Below are 17,320 nucleotides of genomic sequence, written 5' to 3'. Positions count from 1 at the left end.
GGAGTTAGAGCATGGCTCGCGTCGTTCGTTTTCATGAGCATGGTGGTCCCGAAGTCCTGCGCATCGAGAGTCACGATGTCGCCTTGCCCGCTGTCGGCGAGGTCCGCATCTGCGTCAAGGCCCTGGGGCTCAATCGCGCCGAGGCGCTGTTGCGCTCGGGCCGGTATATAGAAACGCCGATGCTGCCGTCCGGTCTCGGCCTCGAGGCCGCCGGCGTGATCGAGGCCATCGGCGACAAGGTAGAAGGATTTGTGCCGGGCGATGCCGTCAGTGTCATTCCGCCGATATCGATGGTCCGTTGGCCCGCCTATGGCGAGCTTGTCACCTTCCCCGCCTCGCAAGTCGTCAAGCACCCTTCGTCGCTCAGCTGGGAAGCGGCCGCATCCGTGTGGATGCAATATCTGACCGCCTATGGCTCGTTGCTCGACATCGCCAGGTTGGGCAAAGACGATACGGTGGTGATCACCGCTGCCTCAAGCAGTGTCGGGTTGGCAGCGATCCAGATCGCCAACCTCGTCGGCGCAACGCCAATTGCCGTCACGCGGACCTCCGCCAAGAGACAGGCTCTGCTTAACGCGGGCGCCGCGCATGTCATTGCCTCCGCGGAGGAAGACCTCGGGGGCCGGCTGAAGGAGATCAACGGGGTTGAGGGCATCCGGGTGGTGTTCGACCCGATCGGCGGACCGATCTTCGAACCGCTGACGGCAGCGATGGCGCGCGGCGGCATTCTCATCGAATATGGCGGCCTCAGCCCCGAGCCGACACCTTTTCCGCTGTTTCCCGTCCTCAGCAAATCGCTGACCCTGCGCGGCTACCTCGTCCACGAAATTATCGGCGATCGCCGGCGACTGGAAGCGGCCAAGGCCTTCATCCTCGACGGCCTGGCATCGGGTTCGCTCAAGCCGGTAATCGCGAAAACCTTTCCGTTCGAAGAGATCGTCGAGGCGCATCGCTATCTGGAGGCGAACGAGCAGTTCGGCAAGATCGTCGTCACCGTCTGACGATCGGAGGCAGGCCCTCAGCAGTCGCCTGCCCCTTCGCATGCCGACGTTGCAGGGTCAGCAACGCAGTGTACCGGCAGCGCCGTCTACCGGCCCCAGAGACCCCGTGCCACCTTCTCAGCACCAAAACAAACGCTGAGGGTGAAACCGGATATGACGACGAAAGACACAGCCATAGGCGTGGTCGGGCTTGGAGCCATGGGGCTCGGGATGGCGACCACGCTCGCAAGCAACGGCTTTGCAGTAAAGGGTTTCGACCTTTCCGACAGCAGGCGGAATCTCGCCGCCGAAGGCGGGGTGACGCCGTGCGAAACGCTGGCCGACGTCTTTGCCGGCACTGAATTCATCGTCTTCTCACTGCCGACCGCCAAGGATGTCGCGGCTGTCGTCGAAGCTAATCTCGACGCCCTCAAGGCTGCCAGCGGTCGTGTCGTCATCATCGACACATCCACGTCGGAGCCGGACGTTTCGCGCGATCTTGCCGCCGGCCTGAACGCGCTCGGCCACGGCTTCCTCGACGCGCCCGTCTCCGGTGGCCCGGCGGGCGCGGCAAGCGGCAAGCTGACGATGATGATCGGCGGCAGTGACGCCGATGTTGCCCGCGCAGCGCCCGCTATCGACGCGATGGCGGCGAAGGCGCTGCATGTCGGCCCAAGCGGTGCGGGCAACGTCGCCAAGCTCGTCAACAACCTGCTCGCCGCCGCCCATATGGTGACGACGGGCGAAGGGCTGAAGCTGGCGCTTTCCGCTGGGCTCGAGCCCGAACAGGCGTTGAAGGTGCTGAACGCTGCTTCCGGAAAATCGATGATCAGCGACGTGCATTTCCCGACCTGGGTGATGAACGATCGCTTCGACAGCGGCTTCACCATGGGCCTGATGCGCAAGGACGTCAGGCTTGCAAGCGAACTCGCCGGCCGCACCGGTGCCGCGCTGCCGCTCTCAGTGGAAGTTGCCCGGCTCTGGGCTGAAAGTCCGCTCGACAATGCCGATGATTTCACCCGCATGGGCGCTTTCCGCGCTGCGGCCAACGACAACCGATAAGACCAGGGGAAGACGATGAACGACATGACCATGCCGGCCGCAAAGGCCGAGCGTATCGGCGAACTCTTCCACGGCTTCCTGCCCGGAGCCGAGATCGGCAGCTATGTCGACGGTACGCTGGTGACAGGCTCAGGGCCTGAACAGGACCTGACCGACCCGGCAACCGGCGCCGTTTTCGCGACGTTCAAGGACGCCGATGCCGCCGTCATCGATGCGGCGATGGACGCGGCCTCGCGCGCCCAGCGCGAATGGATGGCCTTGACGGCATCCGCCCGCGGCCGGGTGATGAACGAGATCGGACGCAAGATCCGCGAGCGCGCACCGGAACTCGCCGAGCTTGAAAGCCGGTCCGCCGGCCGGCCGATCCGCGACATCCGCGGCGAAGCGCTGCGTGTCGCCGAAATGTTCGAATACTATGCCGGCTGGTGCGACAAGCTGCATGGCGAGGTCATCCCGGTGCCAACGTCGCACCTGAACTATGTCAGGCACGAACCGGTCGGCGTCGTCGCCCAGATCACGCCGTGGAACGCGCCGCTCTTTACCGGCGGCTGGCAGATCGCCCCGGCGATCTGCGCCGGCAACGGCGTCGTCATCAAACCGTCGGAACTGACGCCGCTCAGCACGCTCGTGCTCGGCGCGCTTTGCGAGGCAGGCGGCGCGCCGCGCGGCCTCGTCAACGTCATCGCCGGGGCGGGCCTGACGGCCGGCGCCGCCATGGTCGCCCACCCGAAGACCGCGCTCGTCGTCTTCGTCGGCTCGGCTCAGGCCGGATCTGCCATTGCGGCTGCGGCTGCGAAAAACGTCGTGCCGTGCATTCTCGAGCTCGGCGGCAAATCCGGCAACATCGTCTTTGCCGATGCCGATCTCGACCGCGCCATCGTCGGCGCACAGTCGGCGATCTTCTCCGGTGCGGGCCAGAGCTGCGTTGCCGGCTCTCGTCTCCTGATCCACCGCTCGGTGCATCAACAGTTCGTCGAGCGGTACGCCCGCGCCGCCGAGCGCATTCCCGTCGGCGATCCCTATCTCGACGCCACCCAGATCGGCCCGATCAACAATGCCCGCCAATGGGCAAAGATCGACGAAATGGTGCGGCAGGGCGTGGCCGAGGGTGCTACCCTTGCGACCGGCGGCAGCAAGCCGGCGGCACTCTCGTCCTCCGGCGGTTTCTTCTTCGCCCCGACCATCCTCGACAACGTCAAGCCCGACATGACGATAGCGCGTGAGGAAGTCTTCGGCCCGGTGGTCGCCGTCACCGTCTTCGACGATGAAGACGAGGCCGTCGCGCTTGCCAACGACAATCCCTACGGCCTTGCCGGCGCGGTCTGGACAAAAGACGTCGGTCGCGCCCACCGCATGGCCGCACGTGTGCGGGCCGGCACGTTCTGGATCAATGGCTACAAGACGATCAGCGTCATGTCGCCCTTCGGCGGTTTCGGCCGCTCGGGCTATGGCCGCTCCAGCGGCCGCGACGCGCTGCTTGCCTATACCCAGACCAAGAGCGTCTGGGTCGAGACCGCCGAGAATCCCGCGGTGGTCTTCGGCTATTCGCCGGAAGCGTAACGCAGCCGGACGACGAAATGACAGAAGGGCCGGCAATTGATTGCCGGCCCTTCTCTTTTGCTTTCGCTCGCCTTGCGTCAGGCAGCGCGGCTCCAGCTCTCGCGTGTTGCCGCACCTTCGAGCTTGAACTTCGCCAGCATCGTGCGCAGTTGACGGCTTTCCTCAGCAAGCGTTCCGCTCGCCGCAGTCGTTTCCTCGACCATCGCCGCGTTCTGCTGGGTCATCTGGTCCATGTGGTTGACCGAAGTGTTGATCTCCTGCAGCGCAGTTGCCTGTTCGCGTGCGGCCGTGGCGATCGTGTTGACGTGGCCGCTGACATTGTTGACCAGGGTCTCGATCTCCAGCAGCGCCTCGCCAGTCGAACGCACCAGCGACACGCCGTTTTCGACTTCGCTTGCCGAGCTGTTGATCAAGGTCTTGATCTCCTTGGCGGCGTTGGCCGAACGCTGCGCCAGTTCGCGCACCTCCTGGGCAACAACGGCAAAGCCTCGTCCCGCCTCGCCGGCACGCGCCGCCTCGACGCCAGCATTCAGCGCCAGCAGGTTGGTCTGGAACGCGATCTCGTCGATCACCGAAATGATCTGGTTGATCCGGTTGGACGAATCCTCGATCCGACCCATCGCGTCGATCGCGCTGCGCACGATCGCGCCGGAACGGCCGGCACTGTCCTTGGTGGCGCGCACCATCTCATGGGCCTCGTTGGCGCGCTGCGAAGCGGTGCGGACCGTCGAGGTGATTTCGTCGAGCGCCGCCGCCGTCTCTTCAAGAGCCGCCGCCTGCTGCTCGGTGCGCTTGGACAGATCGTTGGCCGCCGAGCTCAGTTCGACGGAGTTGTCGTTGATCGTTCCGGCCGCCGTGCGCACGTTCTGCATGGTCGAGCGCAGCGTCACCATCGTCGCGTTGACATTGGTCTGAAGCTCGGCGAAGGCGCCGTGGAATTCGCCGCGCATGTTCTGCGTCAGGTCGGCGTCGGCAAGCGCCGCCACCACACGGCGGACTTCGTTGACCGTCAGATCGACACTCGACACCAGCTCGTTGACGCTGGCGGCGAAGCGATTGAGATCTTCGTTATCGTAGTCCTTGGTGATGCGGCCGGTGAAATCGCCGGCAACGGCGGAGGCGACCACGATGCTGATGTTGGACTGGAGATCGCTGCTGCGGGCGTGCAGCACCGCCTCCTGGGCCTTCATGTCGCGCATGCTGATGGCGTTCCTGCGGAAGACCTCGACCGCACGGGCCATCTCGCCGATCTCGTCACGGCGCTGCACGTCAGCGCCATCGCCATCCAGCTTGCCGTCGGCAAGTTCGCTCATGATCGCGGTTAACGACTGCACCGGAACCACAATGCCGCGGCGGGCGACGACGAGGCTGGCCCCCATACCGAACACGATACAGGCGCCAGCCGCCGCCAGAAGGATCGTCATCGCAACGGAGGAGGAAGACAGCGCCTCGGCACGGGCCGTTGCAAGCGCCTCGCCGGAATAGGTGGTATAGGCCTTGACCGTGGAGGTGACTATCTTCTGAGCGTCGAGCGCCTTGTCGAGTGCTGCCTTGACGGCGGCGGCGTCCGCGCCATTGGAGCCGGCAACGGCGACCATCGCCCGGATTTCGTCGAAGTAACTGTTGAGCGTCGTGCGGATGTCGTTGAGGAGCTTGTCCTCGGCATCGTCGGCAACCGCCTCGATCTTGGTGACGCGAGCGAGCATTTCGGTGGCGCGCGTTTCGGTCTCGGCGCCGAACTCGGAAGCCTTCGCGGGCGTTGCTGCCAGCTGATAGGTCATGCGGCTGATGGCGATGATGTCGACCCTGAGGTCCATCGCCTCGCGGGCGGCTTCCTCGCGGGCGCCGACTTCGACGATCGTCGTTCCGAGCGAAGACAGCCCGCGGGCGCCGGCAAGCGCGATCAGGGTTGAGGATAGGCCCATGACCACGACCACGAGGCCGACCTTGGTCAATATCGATAAATTCTTGAACGCCACTGCCGTGACTCCTGTGATGTCGCGATCGCGCTGGTTTGCTGGACATGGTCGGCCAAACCGGTGGGAGGAGACCCGGAATGTTGCGCGCGCTCCGTGGGAGGAGGCGGAGATCATTGGCGCACCGACCAAGCTATCCTTAGTAATTGCGAATTTAAATTAACGTTAAAACAGCAATACCAGGATCGGCTCGACCGGCACGGGCATGCGCCGAGCGCCGTCGCCAACGCAAAGCGGGCGGGCGATCGCTCGCCCGCCCGCAGACCACCGCAGCAGTCTTGGGAGATCAGTTCTTGCCGTAGCCGCCGCCCGTCGGCGTAACCACGGTAAAGGCCTCGCCGGCTTCCAGAACGGTGTGGGCGCAGCCCGACAGCTCCTCGGTACGGCCGTCGTTGCGGCGCACGAGGTTCTGGCCGAGATTACCCGCCTCACCGCCCTTGATGCCGAAGGGGGCAACGCGGCGGTGACCCGAGAGGATGGCGAAATCGAGCTTTTCCCGCGCACGGATCGTGCGCTTGGTGCCGTCGCCGGCCGACCATTTGCCCTTGCCGCCGGAGCCGCGGCGAATGTGGAAATCCTCCAGTACGACAGGGAAACGGGTCTCGAGGATCTCGGGATCGGTGAGGCGCGAGTTGGTCATGTGGGTGTGGACCGCATCGGCACCGTTGTAGCCTGGCCCGGCGGACGCACCCGAGCAGATGGTCTCATAATACTGGTAATGCGCGTTGCCGAAGGTCAGGTTGTTCATCGTGCCTTGGGCACCCGCCTGACTCTGAACCGCACCGAACAGGCAGTTGGTGACGGCCTGGCTGACCTCGACGTTGCCGGCAACGACGGCGGCCGGATAGCTCGGGGTCAGCATCGTGCCTTCCGGGATGACAATGCGGATCGGCCTGAGGCAGCCGGCATTCATCGGGATGTCGGCTTCGACGAGCACGCGGAAAACATAGAGAACGGCCGCACGGGTGACCGGTGCCGGCGCGTTGAAGTTGTCGCCGCGCTGCTCCGACGTGCCGGTGAAGTCGACGGTCGCCTCGCGCTTGTCGCGATCGACGGTGATCTTCACGAAGATCTTGCAACCCTGGTCCATCTCATAGGAGAACTCGCCGTCGGGCAGCTGGTCGAGCACGCGGCGCACGCTTTCGGCGGCATTGTCCTGGACGTGGCCCATATAGGCCTCCACGACATCTTCGCCGAACTGCGCGATCATCTTCTTCAGTTCCGCCACGCCCTTTTCGTTGGCGGCGACCTGGGCCTTCAGGTCGTTGACGTTCTGGACGATGTTGCGCACGGGATAACGCGCACCGTTGAGCAGCGTCTCAAGCTCGGCTTCGCAGAACCGGCCGGCATCGATGAGCTTGAAGTTGTCGATATAGACGCCTTCCTCCTCGATGTTGGTCGCAAGCGGCGACATCGATCCTGGGGAAATACCACCGATATCGGCATGGTGGCCGCGGCTGGCGACCCAGAAACGGATCTCTCTGCCCTCATCGTCGAAGACGGGCGTGCAGACCGTCAGGTCGGGCAGATGCGTGCCGCCGTTATAGGGCGCATTGATCAGGAAGACGTCGCCGGGATGAATGACCGGGTTCTCGCGGATCGCGGTTGCGACCGAGGCGTCCATGGAGCCGAGATGAACCGGCATGTGCGGCGCGTTGGCAACCAGATTGCCCTTGGTGTCGAAGACCGCGCAGGAGAAGTCGAGCCGCTCCTTGATGTTGACGGAATAGGCGGTGTTCTGCAACGTCACGCCCATCTGCTCGGCGATCGACATGAAGAGATTGTTGAAGATCTCGAGCATGACCGGATCGGCCTTGGTGCCGATCGCGCTGCGTTCGGGCAGCGCCTTGACGCGGCGAAGCACGATATGGTCCTTGGCGGTCAGTTCGGCCTGCCAGCCGTCCTCGACGATGACAGTTTGGTTCGGTTCGATGATGATCGCCGGGCCGTCGAGGCGCTGGCCGGGCTTGATGTCGGAGCGAAGCGCCACCGGCGCCTCGTGGAACTGGCCCTGGGAATAGAAGCGGGTGCTGCGGCTGAGCATTGGCGCGCCATCCGTCGTCGCCATGCCTTCGCCTTCCATCTGGGCAGCGCCGCCGCCGACGGTTTCGACTTCGACCGCGTCGATCACCAGCGCCTTGTTGTCGGCGACGAAGCCGAAGCGGCGCTTGTGCAAGGTTTCGAATTCGGCACGCAGGCGGGCGATATCGTCATGCTCAGGGAAGGTCGCATCGACAGCCAGAACCGTATCGGTACCGGCGTAACGGATATGGGCGCGAAGATGGGTGCGGATCTCATCGCGGGCGATCCCCTGCGCTTCGAGTTCACCCAGGCATTCGACCTGCAGGTCTGCGCCAAGCGTTGCAAGCGCTGCCGGCGCGTTGTCGTCGAGCGCGACGCCGAGCGCCTTCTGGCGGGTGGCGCGGATATCGGCAAGGCCCATGCCATAGGCAGACAGCAAGCCCGACATCGGATGCACCAGAATGCTCTTCATCCCAAGCGAATCGGCAACGAGGCAGGCGTGCTGGCCGCCGGCGCCGCCGAAGCAGCTAAGTGCGTAGCGCGTCACGTCGTAACCGCGCTGGACGGAAATCTTCTTGATCGCTTCGACCATGTTGGCGACCGCGATGCGGATGAAGCCGTCGGCCACGTCCTCAGGGGTGCGGCCATCGCCGATCTCGGCGGCCATCGCTGCGAAACGCTGGCGCACCGTCTCGACGTCGAGCCGTTCGTTCTGCTCCGGGCCGAACAGCGCCGGGAAGAACTCCGGCATCAGCTTGCCGAGCATGACGTTGGCGTCGGTGACCGCCAGCGGCCCGCCGTTGCGATAGCAGGCGGGGCCGGGATTGGCGCCGGCCGAATCCGGGCCAACGCGGAAGCGCTCGCCGTCGAAGTGCAGGATCGAGCCGCCACCGGCGGCAACAGTGTGGATCAGCATCATCGGCGCACGCACGCGCACGCCGGCGACTTCGGTCTCGAAGGCGCGTTCATACTCGCCATCGAAATGCGCGACGTCGGTGGAGGTGCCGCCCATGTCAAAGCCGATGACGCGGTCGAAACCGGCAGCTTCCCCTGTCTTGGCGAGGCCGACGACGCCGCCTGCCGGGCCGGAGAGGATCGCGTCCTTGCCCTGGAACATGTCGGCGGCCGTGAGGCCCCCCGACGACATCATGAACATGACGCGGGCGCCGGAGCGCGCGACGTCGAGCTCGCTCGACACCTGTGCCACGTAGCGGCGCAGGACCGGCGAGAGATAGGCGTCGATGACCGTGGTGTCGCCGCGGCCGACATATTTGATCAGCGGCGAGACTTCGTGGCTGACCGAGACCTGTTCGAAGCCCATTTCGCGGGCGAGCCGGGCGACGAGCGCCTCGTGTTCCGGGTACTTGTAGGCATGCATGAAGACGATCGCGACGGTGTTGTAGCCCTGCTCGCGCAATGCGGTCAGGGCCTGGCGCGCCTCGGCCTCGTCGAGCGCCTGCTCCACCGTACCGTCGGCGAGCACCCGTTCGCCGAGTTCGACGATGTCCTTATAGAGCGCTTCCGGCTTGATGATCTCGGTCGCAAAGATGTTCTTGCGTTCCTGGTAACCGATGCGAAGCGCATCGCGGAAGCCGCGCGTCGTCACCAGCGCCAGCGGTTCGCCCTTGCGCTCGAGCAGCGCATTGGTCGCAACCGTCGTGCCCATGCGCACTTCGCTGATGAGGCCAGCCGGGATAGGCGCACCGGTCGGCAGGCCCAGATGCAGGCGGATGCCTTGCACGGCCGCATCGCGGTAAGCTTCCGGATTCTCCGACAGCACCTTGCGCGCATGCAGCACGCCTTGCGGGTCCCTGCCGATCACGTCGGTGAAGGTGCCGCCACGGTCGATCCAGAAGTCCCAGCTGCCGGTTTCGCGTGCGCTCATCGTCCATCCCTCTCACTCGTATGCCGCCAGCTCGGGTCGGCTCCGAAATTCATCAAAGCAGTTCGTTGACAAAATGTCGATAAAATGATGACATAAAATCGTCAAGATGAGGAAGTGCTGAATGACGAAGAAGTCTGAGGAGAGCTTTGACGGCAGGGAGTGGGCGCAGGACGCTCTGCCCGGCCATATGAAGCCCGTGGCGGCCATCGGGCCGATCGTCTCCTCTGCACATCTGGCCGAAGGGGGGTCCCCTGGTCTCTCGGAAGTCGAGTACGGTCTGATTCTCGCCTCGCACGCGTTTCACCGCTGGATGGTGCGCTGCATGGCGGCCGCCGGCGTGCCCGGCCTTTCATCCACAGAAATCTTGATCCTGCATACGATCCGCCACCGCGACCGCGGCAAGAAGCTCGCCGATATCTGCCTCGTGCTCGATATCGAAGACACGCATGTGGCGACCTACGCCATCCGCAAGCTGGAGGCGGCCGGCCTTGTCACGACAGGCAAGGAAGGCAAGGAAAAGACCATTCAGATCTCCGACAAGGGTGCGGAGGCCTGCACCCGTTATGCACAGATCCGCGAGCGCCTGCTCGTGACGTCGACGGCCAATGCACGGCCCTCTGAGGACACGCTCTCGGAAATCGCCGCCGTGCTGCGCTTCATGTCGGGTGCCTATGAACAGTCCGCGCGCGCCGCGACCACATTGTGACAAGGAAGATCGCGTGACTGCTGATACGACACCCCCGCTGCTGGCGGTCGAGAACCTATCCGTCGCCTTCAATGGCAATGCCGTCGTCGAAGACCTGAGCTTTTCGGTCACCGCCGGACGCACGCTCGCAATCGTGGGCGAATCCGGCTCCGGAAAATCGGTGACGTCGCTGTCAATCATGCGGCTTGCCGACATGATGGGCGGAAAGTTCCCGACCGGAAAGATCCTGTTCCAGGGCAAGAACGGCGCGGTGAACCTGACGGTCGAACCGCAGAAGGCGATGCGCAGCATTCGCGGCAAGGAGATCGCCATGATCTTCCAGGAGCCGATGACGTCGCTCAATCCGGTGTTCACGATCGGCGACCAGATCGCCGAAGTGCTGATGCTGCACGAGAAGATGACGAAGCAGCAGGCGCTCACCGAGACATGCCGGCTGCTCGACATGGTGCGCCTGCCCGATTCGGCCGAACTCGTCGGCCGTTATCCGCACCAGCTGTCCGGCGGCATGCGCCAGCGCGTGATGATCGCCATGGCGCTTGCCTGTCGCCCCAAGCTGCTGATCGCCGACGAGCCGACGACGGCGCTCGATGTGACCATCCAGGCGCAGATCCTCACCATCATCCGCGACCTCCAGAAGGAGCTCGGCATGGCGGTGATCTTCATCACCCATGACATGGGCGTCGTGGCCGAAATGGCCGACGACGTCGTCGTCATGTGGAAGGGCCGCAAGGTCGAGGAAGGCCCGGTCGCCGAGATCTTCGCCAACCCGAAGCACCCCTATACCCAGACGCTTTTGTCCGCCGTGCCGAAGCTCGGCAGCATGACCGGCGAGGACTTTCCCAAGCGCATGCCGCTGACGATGATGATCGACGGCGCGCCGACGCTGGTCGGCGAAGAGCATATCCAGCGCACCGCGCGCTATGACGCAGCACCGATCCTGTCGGTGCGCGATCTCGTCACCCGCTTCGACGTCAAGAAGAACCTGTTTGGCAAGACAACGCACCGCGTGCACGCCATCGAAAATGTCAGCTTCGACATATTCCCGGGCGAAACGCTGGCGCTCGTCGGCGAGAGCGGTTCCGGCAAATCGACGATCGGCCGCACGATCCAGCAACTTCAGAACGCCACGTCAGGCGAAATCCTCTTTGGCGGACGCCCGGTGTCCTCCATGAGCTTTGCCGAGCGCCAGCGGCTGAAGCAGGAAATCCAGTACATCTTCCAGGATCCGTTCGCCTCGCTCGACCCGCGCAAAACCGTCGGCTTCTCGATTGCCGAACCGATCCGCACCCATGGACTGATCCTCGGCGAAAAGGCGATTGCAAAGCGTGTCGACGAGCTGCTCGAGCGTGTGGGGCTGACCTCCGCCCATGCCCAGCGTTACCCGCACGAGTTCTCCGGCGGCCAGCGTCAGCGCGTCTGCATCGCCCGCGCGCTCGCGTCCCGGCCGAAACTGATCATCGCCGACGAAGCGCTGTCGGCGCTCGACGTATCGATCCAGGCCCAGATCATCAACCTGTTCATGGAACTGCAGGAGCAGGAAGGCCTCGCCTATCTCTTCATCAGCCATGACATGGCCGTGGTCGAGCGCATGAGCCACCGCGTCGCCGTGCTCTATCTCGGCCAGGTGATGGAGTTCGGCAGCCGCCGCCAGGTGTTCGAGACCCCAGGTCATCCCTATACCCGCCGGCTGCTTTCGGCCGTCCCGGTCGCCGATCCCGGCAAGGGTCGTGACCGCGGCATGATCGAGGGCGAGATCCCGAGCCCGATCCGGCGTGTCGGACAAGAACCCGCGGTGCTACCGCGCAAGGAGATCGCGCCAGGCCATTTCGTGGCCCTGGACGCGTAAAGCCGCTTTCTCTCTTCCAAGGGAAGGCAGTCGAAACAGGAGTGAGTAAAAAATGATCAACAAAAAGGGGATCCACGCCGCCTTCATCGCGCTTGCGCTGACTGGCAGCCTTCTGACGACCGGGCCGGCCTTTGCCGCTGGCACATTGACGGTTTCGTCGCCGCAGGATCCGGGCAGCTGGGATCCGGTCGACACCTTCCTCGTCAACTGGGCGTCCGTCTCCACCAACATTTTCGACGGCCTGACCTATCGCGGCCCTGACCGCAAGCTGGTCCCCGGCCTTGCAACCGCCTGGGAAGAGCTCGATGGCGGCAAGCGCCTGCGCTTCACGCTGCGCGAAGGCGTCAAGTTCCACAACGGCGAACCCTTCAACGCCGAAGCCGTGAAGTACACCTTTGACCGCCTGCTCGGCGAAGAGGGCTCCAAGGGCCCGCAGAAGTCGAACTATGCCGCGATCGAAAAAGTCGAGATCATCGATGAGAAGACCGTCGATCTGCACCTGAAGGCGCCGGATCCGGTCCTGCTGACCAAGCTCGCCGGCTACGGCGCGATGATCGTTCCGCCGAAGTACATCCAGGAAAAGGGCGAGGATTACTTCAACACCCATCCGGTCGGCACCGGCCCGTTCAAGTTCGTCTCCTATGAGCCGAAGGTCGCGATCAAGCTCGAAGCCTTCGCCGACCATTGGGGCGGCGCGCCGAAGCTGTCCAACCTCGATTTCCGCTTCATCGCCGAACCGGCGACCGCAGTTGCCGAACTGCAGGCGGGCCGCGTCGACCTCGTCATCCCGCCGACCATTCCGATCGGCATGATCCCGACGATCCAGGGTGACGACAAGCTCGAGATCGTCTCGACCCCCGGCCCGACGGTCTATGCGCTGCGCTTCAACACCCGCGACGGCATCACCAAGGATCCGAAGGTTCGCAAGGCGCTGATCCTCGGCGTCGACCGCGACACCATCATCCAGTCGATCCTCGGCGGCCAGGCTGCTCCGATCGCCAGTTTCCAGGGTGAACTGTCGTTCGGCTTCGACGCCACGATGAAGCCGCTGCCCTACGATCCCGAACAGGCGAAGGCTCTGCTGAAGGAAGCTGGCGTCGCACCGGGCGCCTCCGTCCAGATCGACGTGCGCGGCAACGACGCGACGTTCAACGAAGTGGTGCAGGCCGTCGCCAGCTATCTGCAGCTCGTCGGCATCAACGCGACGATCAAGCCCTACGAGACCAACGTTCTGCTGAACGACATCATCCCCGCCGGCAAGACCGGTGCGATGTTCCAGCAGGCCTGGGGCGGCTGGACGCTCGACTACGACAACACTGCCTACTCGATGTACCACTCGGGCGAAAAGTGGAACCCCTACGACAAAGACGCCGATCTCGACAAGCTGCTGGAATCCCAGCGCTCGATCATCGATCAGCCCAAGCGTGAGGAAATCCTCAAGCAGATCGCCAACTACGCCGCCGACCGCGCGCTGGAAATGCCGCTCTACAACCTCAACGCCATCTACGGCGTGAGCAAGCGCGTCAAGAACTTCACGCCCGTTCCCGACAGCCGCCTGCGGCTGACGGACGTCACGGTAGAATAACAATCAGATCCGCCGCCCGCTTTGGCGGGCGGCGGATCGTCTTCATGAAGGGCGGGTAAGTTGGCCGGATTTTTGATCAAACGTGTTCTGCAGGCGGTGTTCGTCGTTTTCGTCGTGACGCTCACCGTCTCCTTTGCCATCCGCCTGACCGGCGACCCGGCACTGATGCTCGCTCAAGGCGCTGGCAGCATCACCGAAGAAGACCTTGCGCGCATCCGCGAGGCGCTCGGGCTCAACCAGCCGTTCCTGGCGCAGTATTTCGCCTTCATCAAAGGCCTCTTCGTCTTCGATTTCGGGCGCTCTTTCATGGGCGGGACCCCTGTTTCGCAGCTGATTGCCGCCGCCCTGCCCGCCACGATGATGCTCGCCTTCGCATCGCTCATCGTTTCGATCATCATTTCGATCCCGCTCGGCATCAAGGCAGCGGTTGCCCGCGGCAAATGGGCCGACCAGGCAATCCGCATCCTCTCGCTCGTCGGCCTGTCGTTCCCGAACTTCTGGCTGGCGATCATGCTGGTGCTGCTGTTTTCGATCACGCTGAAATGGCTGCCGCCGAGCGGCATGGACGGCTTTGCAAGCTTCATCATGCCTGCTGTCACCATGGGCATCATCCTGACGGCGACCAATGTGCGCCTGGTGCGCACGGCGATGCTCGAAACGCTGCAGTCGCAATACATCATGGTCGCGCGCGCCAAGGGCCTCAGCGAAAGCAAGGTGCTCTACAAGCACGCCCTTCGTAACTGCGCCATCCCGCTCATCACCTATTTCGGCCTCCAGTTCGGCGGCCTGCTCGGCGGCATCGTCGTGGTCGAGCGCGTGTTCAATTGGCCGGGCATGGGCACGCTCGCCTTCGACGCCGTCGGCGCGCGTGACTATCCCGTGCTGCAGGCCGTCATCACCGTGCTCTCGCTGATGATCGTCGGCGTCAACCTCATCGTCGACATCGCCTATGGCCTCGTTGACCCGCGCATCCGGACGGAGTGAGCCGATGACCACCAAGGCCGCAAACAGCCGATTCGCCCGTTTCCGCAACCTCGAATTCATCCTCGGCGCGCTGCTTGCCGGCGGCATGTGCCTTGCCGTCTTGTTCTCCGGCGTGCTCTTCCCTGGTGGCGCCGACAAGATCGATCTGATGGCGCGGCTGACACCGCCCTTCGTCAACTGGGCGCACCCGTTCGGAACCGACCCGCTCGGCCGTGACGTGCTGGCGCGCGTTGTCGCTGGCGGCAAGATTTCACTGCTGGTCGGCTTCACCTCCGTTGCCGGCGCCGTCATCGTCGGCGTGGTGATGGGCCTGGTGTCCGGCTACTACCGTGGCTTCTGGGACATGGTGGTCATGCGTTTTGCCGACGTGCAGCTGGCGCTGCCCTTCATCTTGCTTGCCATCACCTTCATCGCCATTGTCGGTGGCGGATTGACCAACACCATCATCCTCCTGATCGTGTCACAGTGGGTGCAGTATGCCCGCCTGGTGCGTGGCTCGGTGCTGTCGCTGCGCGAGCGCGAGTTCATCCAGTCGGCCCGCGCCATCGGCGTGCGCGACTACAAGATCTTGTTCCAGCACCTGCTGCCGAACCTGATCGGCCCGGTCATCGTGTTGATGACGCTGAACGTCGCCAACAACATCCTGCTCGAAAGCAGCCTGACCTTCCTCGGCCTCGGCGTCGACCCGCTGATCCCGAGCTGGGGTGGCATGCTGGCCGACGGCCGCACCTACCTGCAGAATGCCTGGTGGGTCAGTGTCTTCCCGGGCCTTGCAATCCTTCTCACCGTCCTTGGCCTCAACCTTCTCGGCGACTGGCTGCGCGACAGTCTCGACCCAACAGGCAGAACTTCACGATGACCACGATATTCGAAGGGACCTTCGAGCGCACGCTCGATACCATGCTCGCAACCTACGGCAAGGAGGCTGCCCGCGGCACCCGGCTGGAGGCATGGCTCTTCGATGACCGCAAAAGCCGAGAGGCGGCCGAGCAGAAGCTCGCCGTCTTCGGGGTCGAGGCGAAGTTCAGGAGTGCCTACAAACCGCTCCTGCATTTCTTCCTCGAGGAAGTCGACCTCAAGGCGCTGAAGTGCGTCGATATCCGATATCCGCAGCCGGAAGGTTGCCCCGCGAACCGCTTCCTGCTCGAGGCCTATCCGCTGGCAGCGCTGGTCGGCGATGCCGAGATCACCTTCGTCGGCGGTAGCGACCAGGCGCTGACCTACGACGTCGCGCTGACTTTTGCTGACGGCCGCCTGGAAACCCACGCGGTGTTTGCACCCAACCGCCAGCACACCGATTTCATCGGCGAAACGCTGCTTTCCCCGACAGGCTGGGTGCGTCTTGACGACACCAGCAGCAAGCGGCGCGAATGCCATCTCGAAACCGACTATGAGCGGCTGTTTACAGGCGCGATGCGGGCGATCGCCGAACATGGTTGGGGCGACAGCGAACCCTATTTCGACGAACTCAACATCCGCGCGACGCTGCCGATCAACGACCTGCGGCTGCCTGTTGGCGAAGAGGTCGTCAGCCTGCGCGAGGCGCTGCACGAGGATTTCTATTTCTCGCTGCTCGAAGTCTTCCAGAAGAAGTCCGGCCGCCCACTCGGCGATCGTGGGCTGAAGCCCGGCCAGATCGTGCCGGAAATCGTGTTTGCCGACGGCAAGCCCACGATCCGCGTCGAGACCAGAGTGCTCGCTACGGCAGACGCCGAGGGCGAGGTCCAGCCTCTCGACACCGCGGAGGCACCGCTCGCCGTCGCGCAGATCCATGCCGAGTTGGAAAAGATCGACGGCCAGCCTTTCGAGGCGGTTTCGCGTGCCGGTCGCCCGGTCAAGGCGCGTTATCACAAGGGCACCGATGCTGCTGTGATGATCAGCGGCGGCCAGCATCCCAACGAGACCACCGGTATCGTCGGTGCGCTCAGGGCCGCCCAGACGCTCGCTGAGCTCCCCGGCACGCACTTCACGATCTCGCCGCTCGAAAACCCCGACGGTTACGCCGTTCACCAGCGCCTGCGCGCTGACAACCCGCTGCACATGCATCACGCCGCCCGCTACACGGCGCTTGGCGACGATCTCGAATACCGCACCGGCACGGCCCTCAACGAGCGGGCGATCCGCAACGAGGCGGATGCGCTCTCGGGTGCCGAACTCCACGTCAACCTGCACGGCTACCCCTCGCACGAGTGGACGCGGCCGCTGTCGGGATACGTGCCGCGCGGCTTTGCCATGTGGACCTTGCCGAAGGGCTTCTTCCTGATCATGCGCCATCATGCCGATTGGGAGGCGCGCGCCGAACAGCTGATTGAGGCGGTGACGGCCAGGCTCGCCGCCGTCCCCGGTCTTCTCGCGTACAATGACCGGCAGATCGCGCTTTACGAAACTCATGCGGGGGAAACCGGCTTCCGCATCATCAACGGCTTCCCCTGCATGATCTCCGTCGACGATCGCCACAAGGCGCCGCTGACGCTGATCACGGAATATCCAGACGAAACCATCTATGGCGACGCCTTCGTGGCCGGCCATGACGCGCAACGCGAGACGGTTCTGGCTGCCTATGAGGCGTTCCAATCGATGATGGCAATCGCCTAGGCTTTCGCTCGGCGCGACCTTCGCCGATGAGACGACGGCCCTTCGAGGCCGTCGCATCTGCCTGGATCAGCGGCACTCTCAACCGCTACCGTCATGGCCAACGGTGGACGTTCGGCACC

General features: G+C 64.1%; 11 protein-coding genes. 9 read left to right on the top strand and 2 right to left on the bottom strand.

What is annotated here, in order from left to right; genetic code table 11:
• The first annotated feature begins 11 nt into the window (after positions 1 to 11).
• From LPJGGPFB_RS20310 to LPJGGPFB_RS20300, 3 genes are all read left to right on the top strand, one after another.
• The gene (locus tag LPJGGPFB_RS20310; RefSeq protein ID WP_173421727.1) at positions 12 to 1,001 is read left to right on the top strand and encodes a zinc-dependent alcohol dehydrogenase family protein; all 990 of its coding nucleotides are present in this window, start codon (positions 12 to 14) and stop codon (positions 999 to 1,001) included.
• A 153-nt stretch (positions 1,002 to 1,154) separates the two neighbouring features.
• Positions 1,155 to 2,042 carry an NAD(P)-dependent oxidoreductase gene (locus tag LPJGGPFB_RS20305; RefSeq protein WP_173421726.1) on the top strand — a complete coding sequence of 296 codons (888 nt, stop codon included), beginning with the start codon at positions 1,155 to 1,157 and terminating at the stop codon, positions 2,040 to 2,042.
• A 15-nt stretch (positions 2,043 to 2,057) separates the two neighbouring features.
• Positions 2,058 to 3,602 (top strand): aldehyde dehydrogenase family protein, encoded by a 1,545-nt coding sequence (locus tag LPJGGPFB_RS20300; RefSeq protein ID WP_210264528.1) that lies wholly within the window; start codon positions 2,058 to 2,060, stop codon positions 3,600 to 3,602.
• Between the two features lie 77 nt (positions 3,603 to 3,679).
• Here LPJGGPFB_RS20300 and LPJGGPFB_RS20295 read toward each other — a convergent pair whose 3' ends face one another.
• The gene (locus LPJGGPFB_RS20295) at positions 3,680 to 5,581 is read right to left on the bottom strand and encodes a methyl-accepting chemotaxis protein (protein WP_345791055.1); all 1,902 of its coding nucleotides are present in this window, start codon (positions 5,579 to 5,581) and stop codon (positions 3,680 to 3,682) included.
• A 283-nt stretch (positions 5,582 to 5,864) separates the two neighbouring features.
• The gene (locus tag LPJGGPFB_RS20290; protein ID WP_173421725.1) at positions 5,865 to 9,485 is read right to left on the bottom strand and encodes a hydantoinase B/oxoprolinase family protein; all 3,621 of its coding nucleotides are present in this window, start codon (positions 9,483 to 9,485) and stop codon (positions 5,865 to 5,867) included.
• Between the two features lie 121 nt (positions 9,486 to 9,606).
• On the opposite strand from LPJGGPFB_RS20290, the gene LPJGGPFB_RS20285 reads away from it, so the two are divergent.
• From LPJGGPFB_RS20285 to LPJGGPFB_RS20260, 6 genes are read left to right on the top strand one after another with little or no spacing between them, the layout of a single operon-like run.
• The gene (locus LPJGGPFB_RS20285; protein WP_173421724.1) at positions 9,607 to 10,191 is read left to right on the top strand and encodes a winged helix DNA-binding protein; all 585 of its coding nucleotides are present in this window, start codon (positions 9,607 to 9,609) and stop codon (positions 10,189 to 10,191) included.
• 13 nt (positions 10,192 to 10,204) lie between these two features.
• Complete coding sequence (locus tag LPJGGPFB_RS20280) at positions 10,205 to 12,037, top strand: ABC transporter ATP-binding protein (protein WP_345791054.1); 1,833 nt, start codon at positions 10,205 to 10,207, stop codon at positions 12,035 to 12,037.
• A gap of 52 nt (positions 12,038 to 12,089) precedes the next feature.
• Positions 12,090 to 13,622, top strand: coding sequence for an ABC transporter substrate-binding protein (locus LPJGGPFB_RS20275; RefSeq protein ID WP_173421722.1), 1,533 nt, complete (start codon positions 12,090 to 12,092; stop codon positions 13,620 to 13,622).
• Between the two features lie 60 nt (positions 13,623 to 13,682).
• A complete protein-coding gene (locus tag LPJGGPFB_RS20270) occupies positions 13,683 to 14,606 on the top strand; it encodes an ABC transporter permease (protein WP_173421721.1) in 924 nt (307 codons plus the stop codon).
• A 4-nt stretch (positions 14,607 to 14,610) separates the two neighbouring features.
• Positions 14,611 to 15,465, top strand: a complete 855-nt coding sequence (locus LPJGGPFB_RS20265; protein ID WP_173421720.1) for an ABC transporter permease — start codon at positions 14,611 to 14,613, stop codon at positions 15,463 to 15,465.
• Positions 15,462 to 17,201: a M14 family metallopeptidase gene (locus LPJGGPFB_RS20260; RefSeq protein WP_173421719.1), complete on the top strand. Its 1,740-nt coding sequence runs from the start codon at positions 15,462 to 15,464 to the stop codon at positions 17,199 to 17,201. The genes LPJGGPFB_RS20265 and LPJGGPFB_RS20260 overlap by 4 nt, the downstream gene beginning before the upstream one ends.
• The last annotated feature ends 119 nt before the right edge of the window (positions 17,202 to 17,320 follow it).

It is taken from the genome of Ensifer adhaerens (assembly GCF_013283195.1).
GTDB lineage: Bacteria > Pseudomonadota > Alphaproteobacteria > Rhizobiales > Rhizobiaceae > Ensifer > Ensifer adhaerens_G.
This window is presented reverse-complemented; position numbering and strand designations above follow the sequence as displayed.

Bases quoted from the DNA above. Each gene is read 5' to 3' on its own strand.
- LPJGGPFB_RS20310 (WP_173421727.1), top strand. From the start codon at position 12: ATGGCTCGCGTCGTTCGTTTTCATGAGCATGGTGGTCCCGAAGTCCTG.
- LPJGGPFB_RS20305 (WP_173421726.1), top strand. From the start codon at position 1,155: ATGACGACGAAAGACACAGCCATAGGCGTGGTCGGGCTTGGAGCCATG.
- LPJGGPFB_RS20300 (WP_210264528.1), top strand. From the start codon at position 2,058: ATGAACGACATGACCATGCCGGCCGCAAAGGCCGAGCGTATCGGCGAA.
- LPJGGPFB_RS20290 (WP_173421725.1), bottom strand. From the start codon at position 9,485: ATGAGCGCACGCGAAACCGGCAGCTGGGACTTCTGGATCGACCGTGGC.
- LPJGGPFB_RS20285 (WP_173421724.1), top strand. From the start codon at position 9,607: ATGACGAAGAAGTCTGAGGAGAGCTTTGACGGCAGGGAGTGGGCGCAG.
- LPJGGPFB_RS20275 (WP_173421722.1), top strand. From the start codon at position 12,090: ATGATCAACAAAAAGGGGATCCACGCCGCCTTCATCGCGCTTGCGCTG.
- LPJGGPFB_RS20265 (WP_173421720.1), top strand. From the start codon at position 14,611: ATGACCACCAAGGCCGCAAACAGCCGATTCGCCCGTTTCCGCAACCTC.
- LPJGGPFB_RS20260 (WP_173421719.1), top strand. From the start codon at position 15,462: ATGACCACGATATTCGAAGGGACCTTCGAGCGCACGCTCGATACCATG.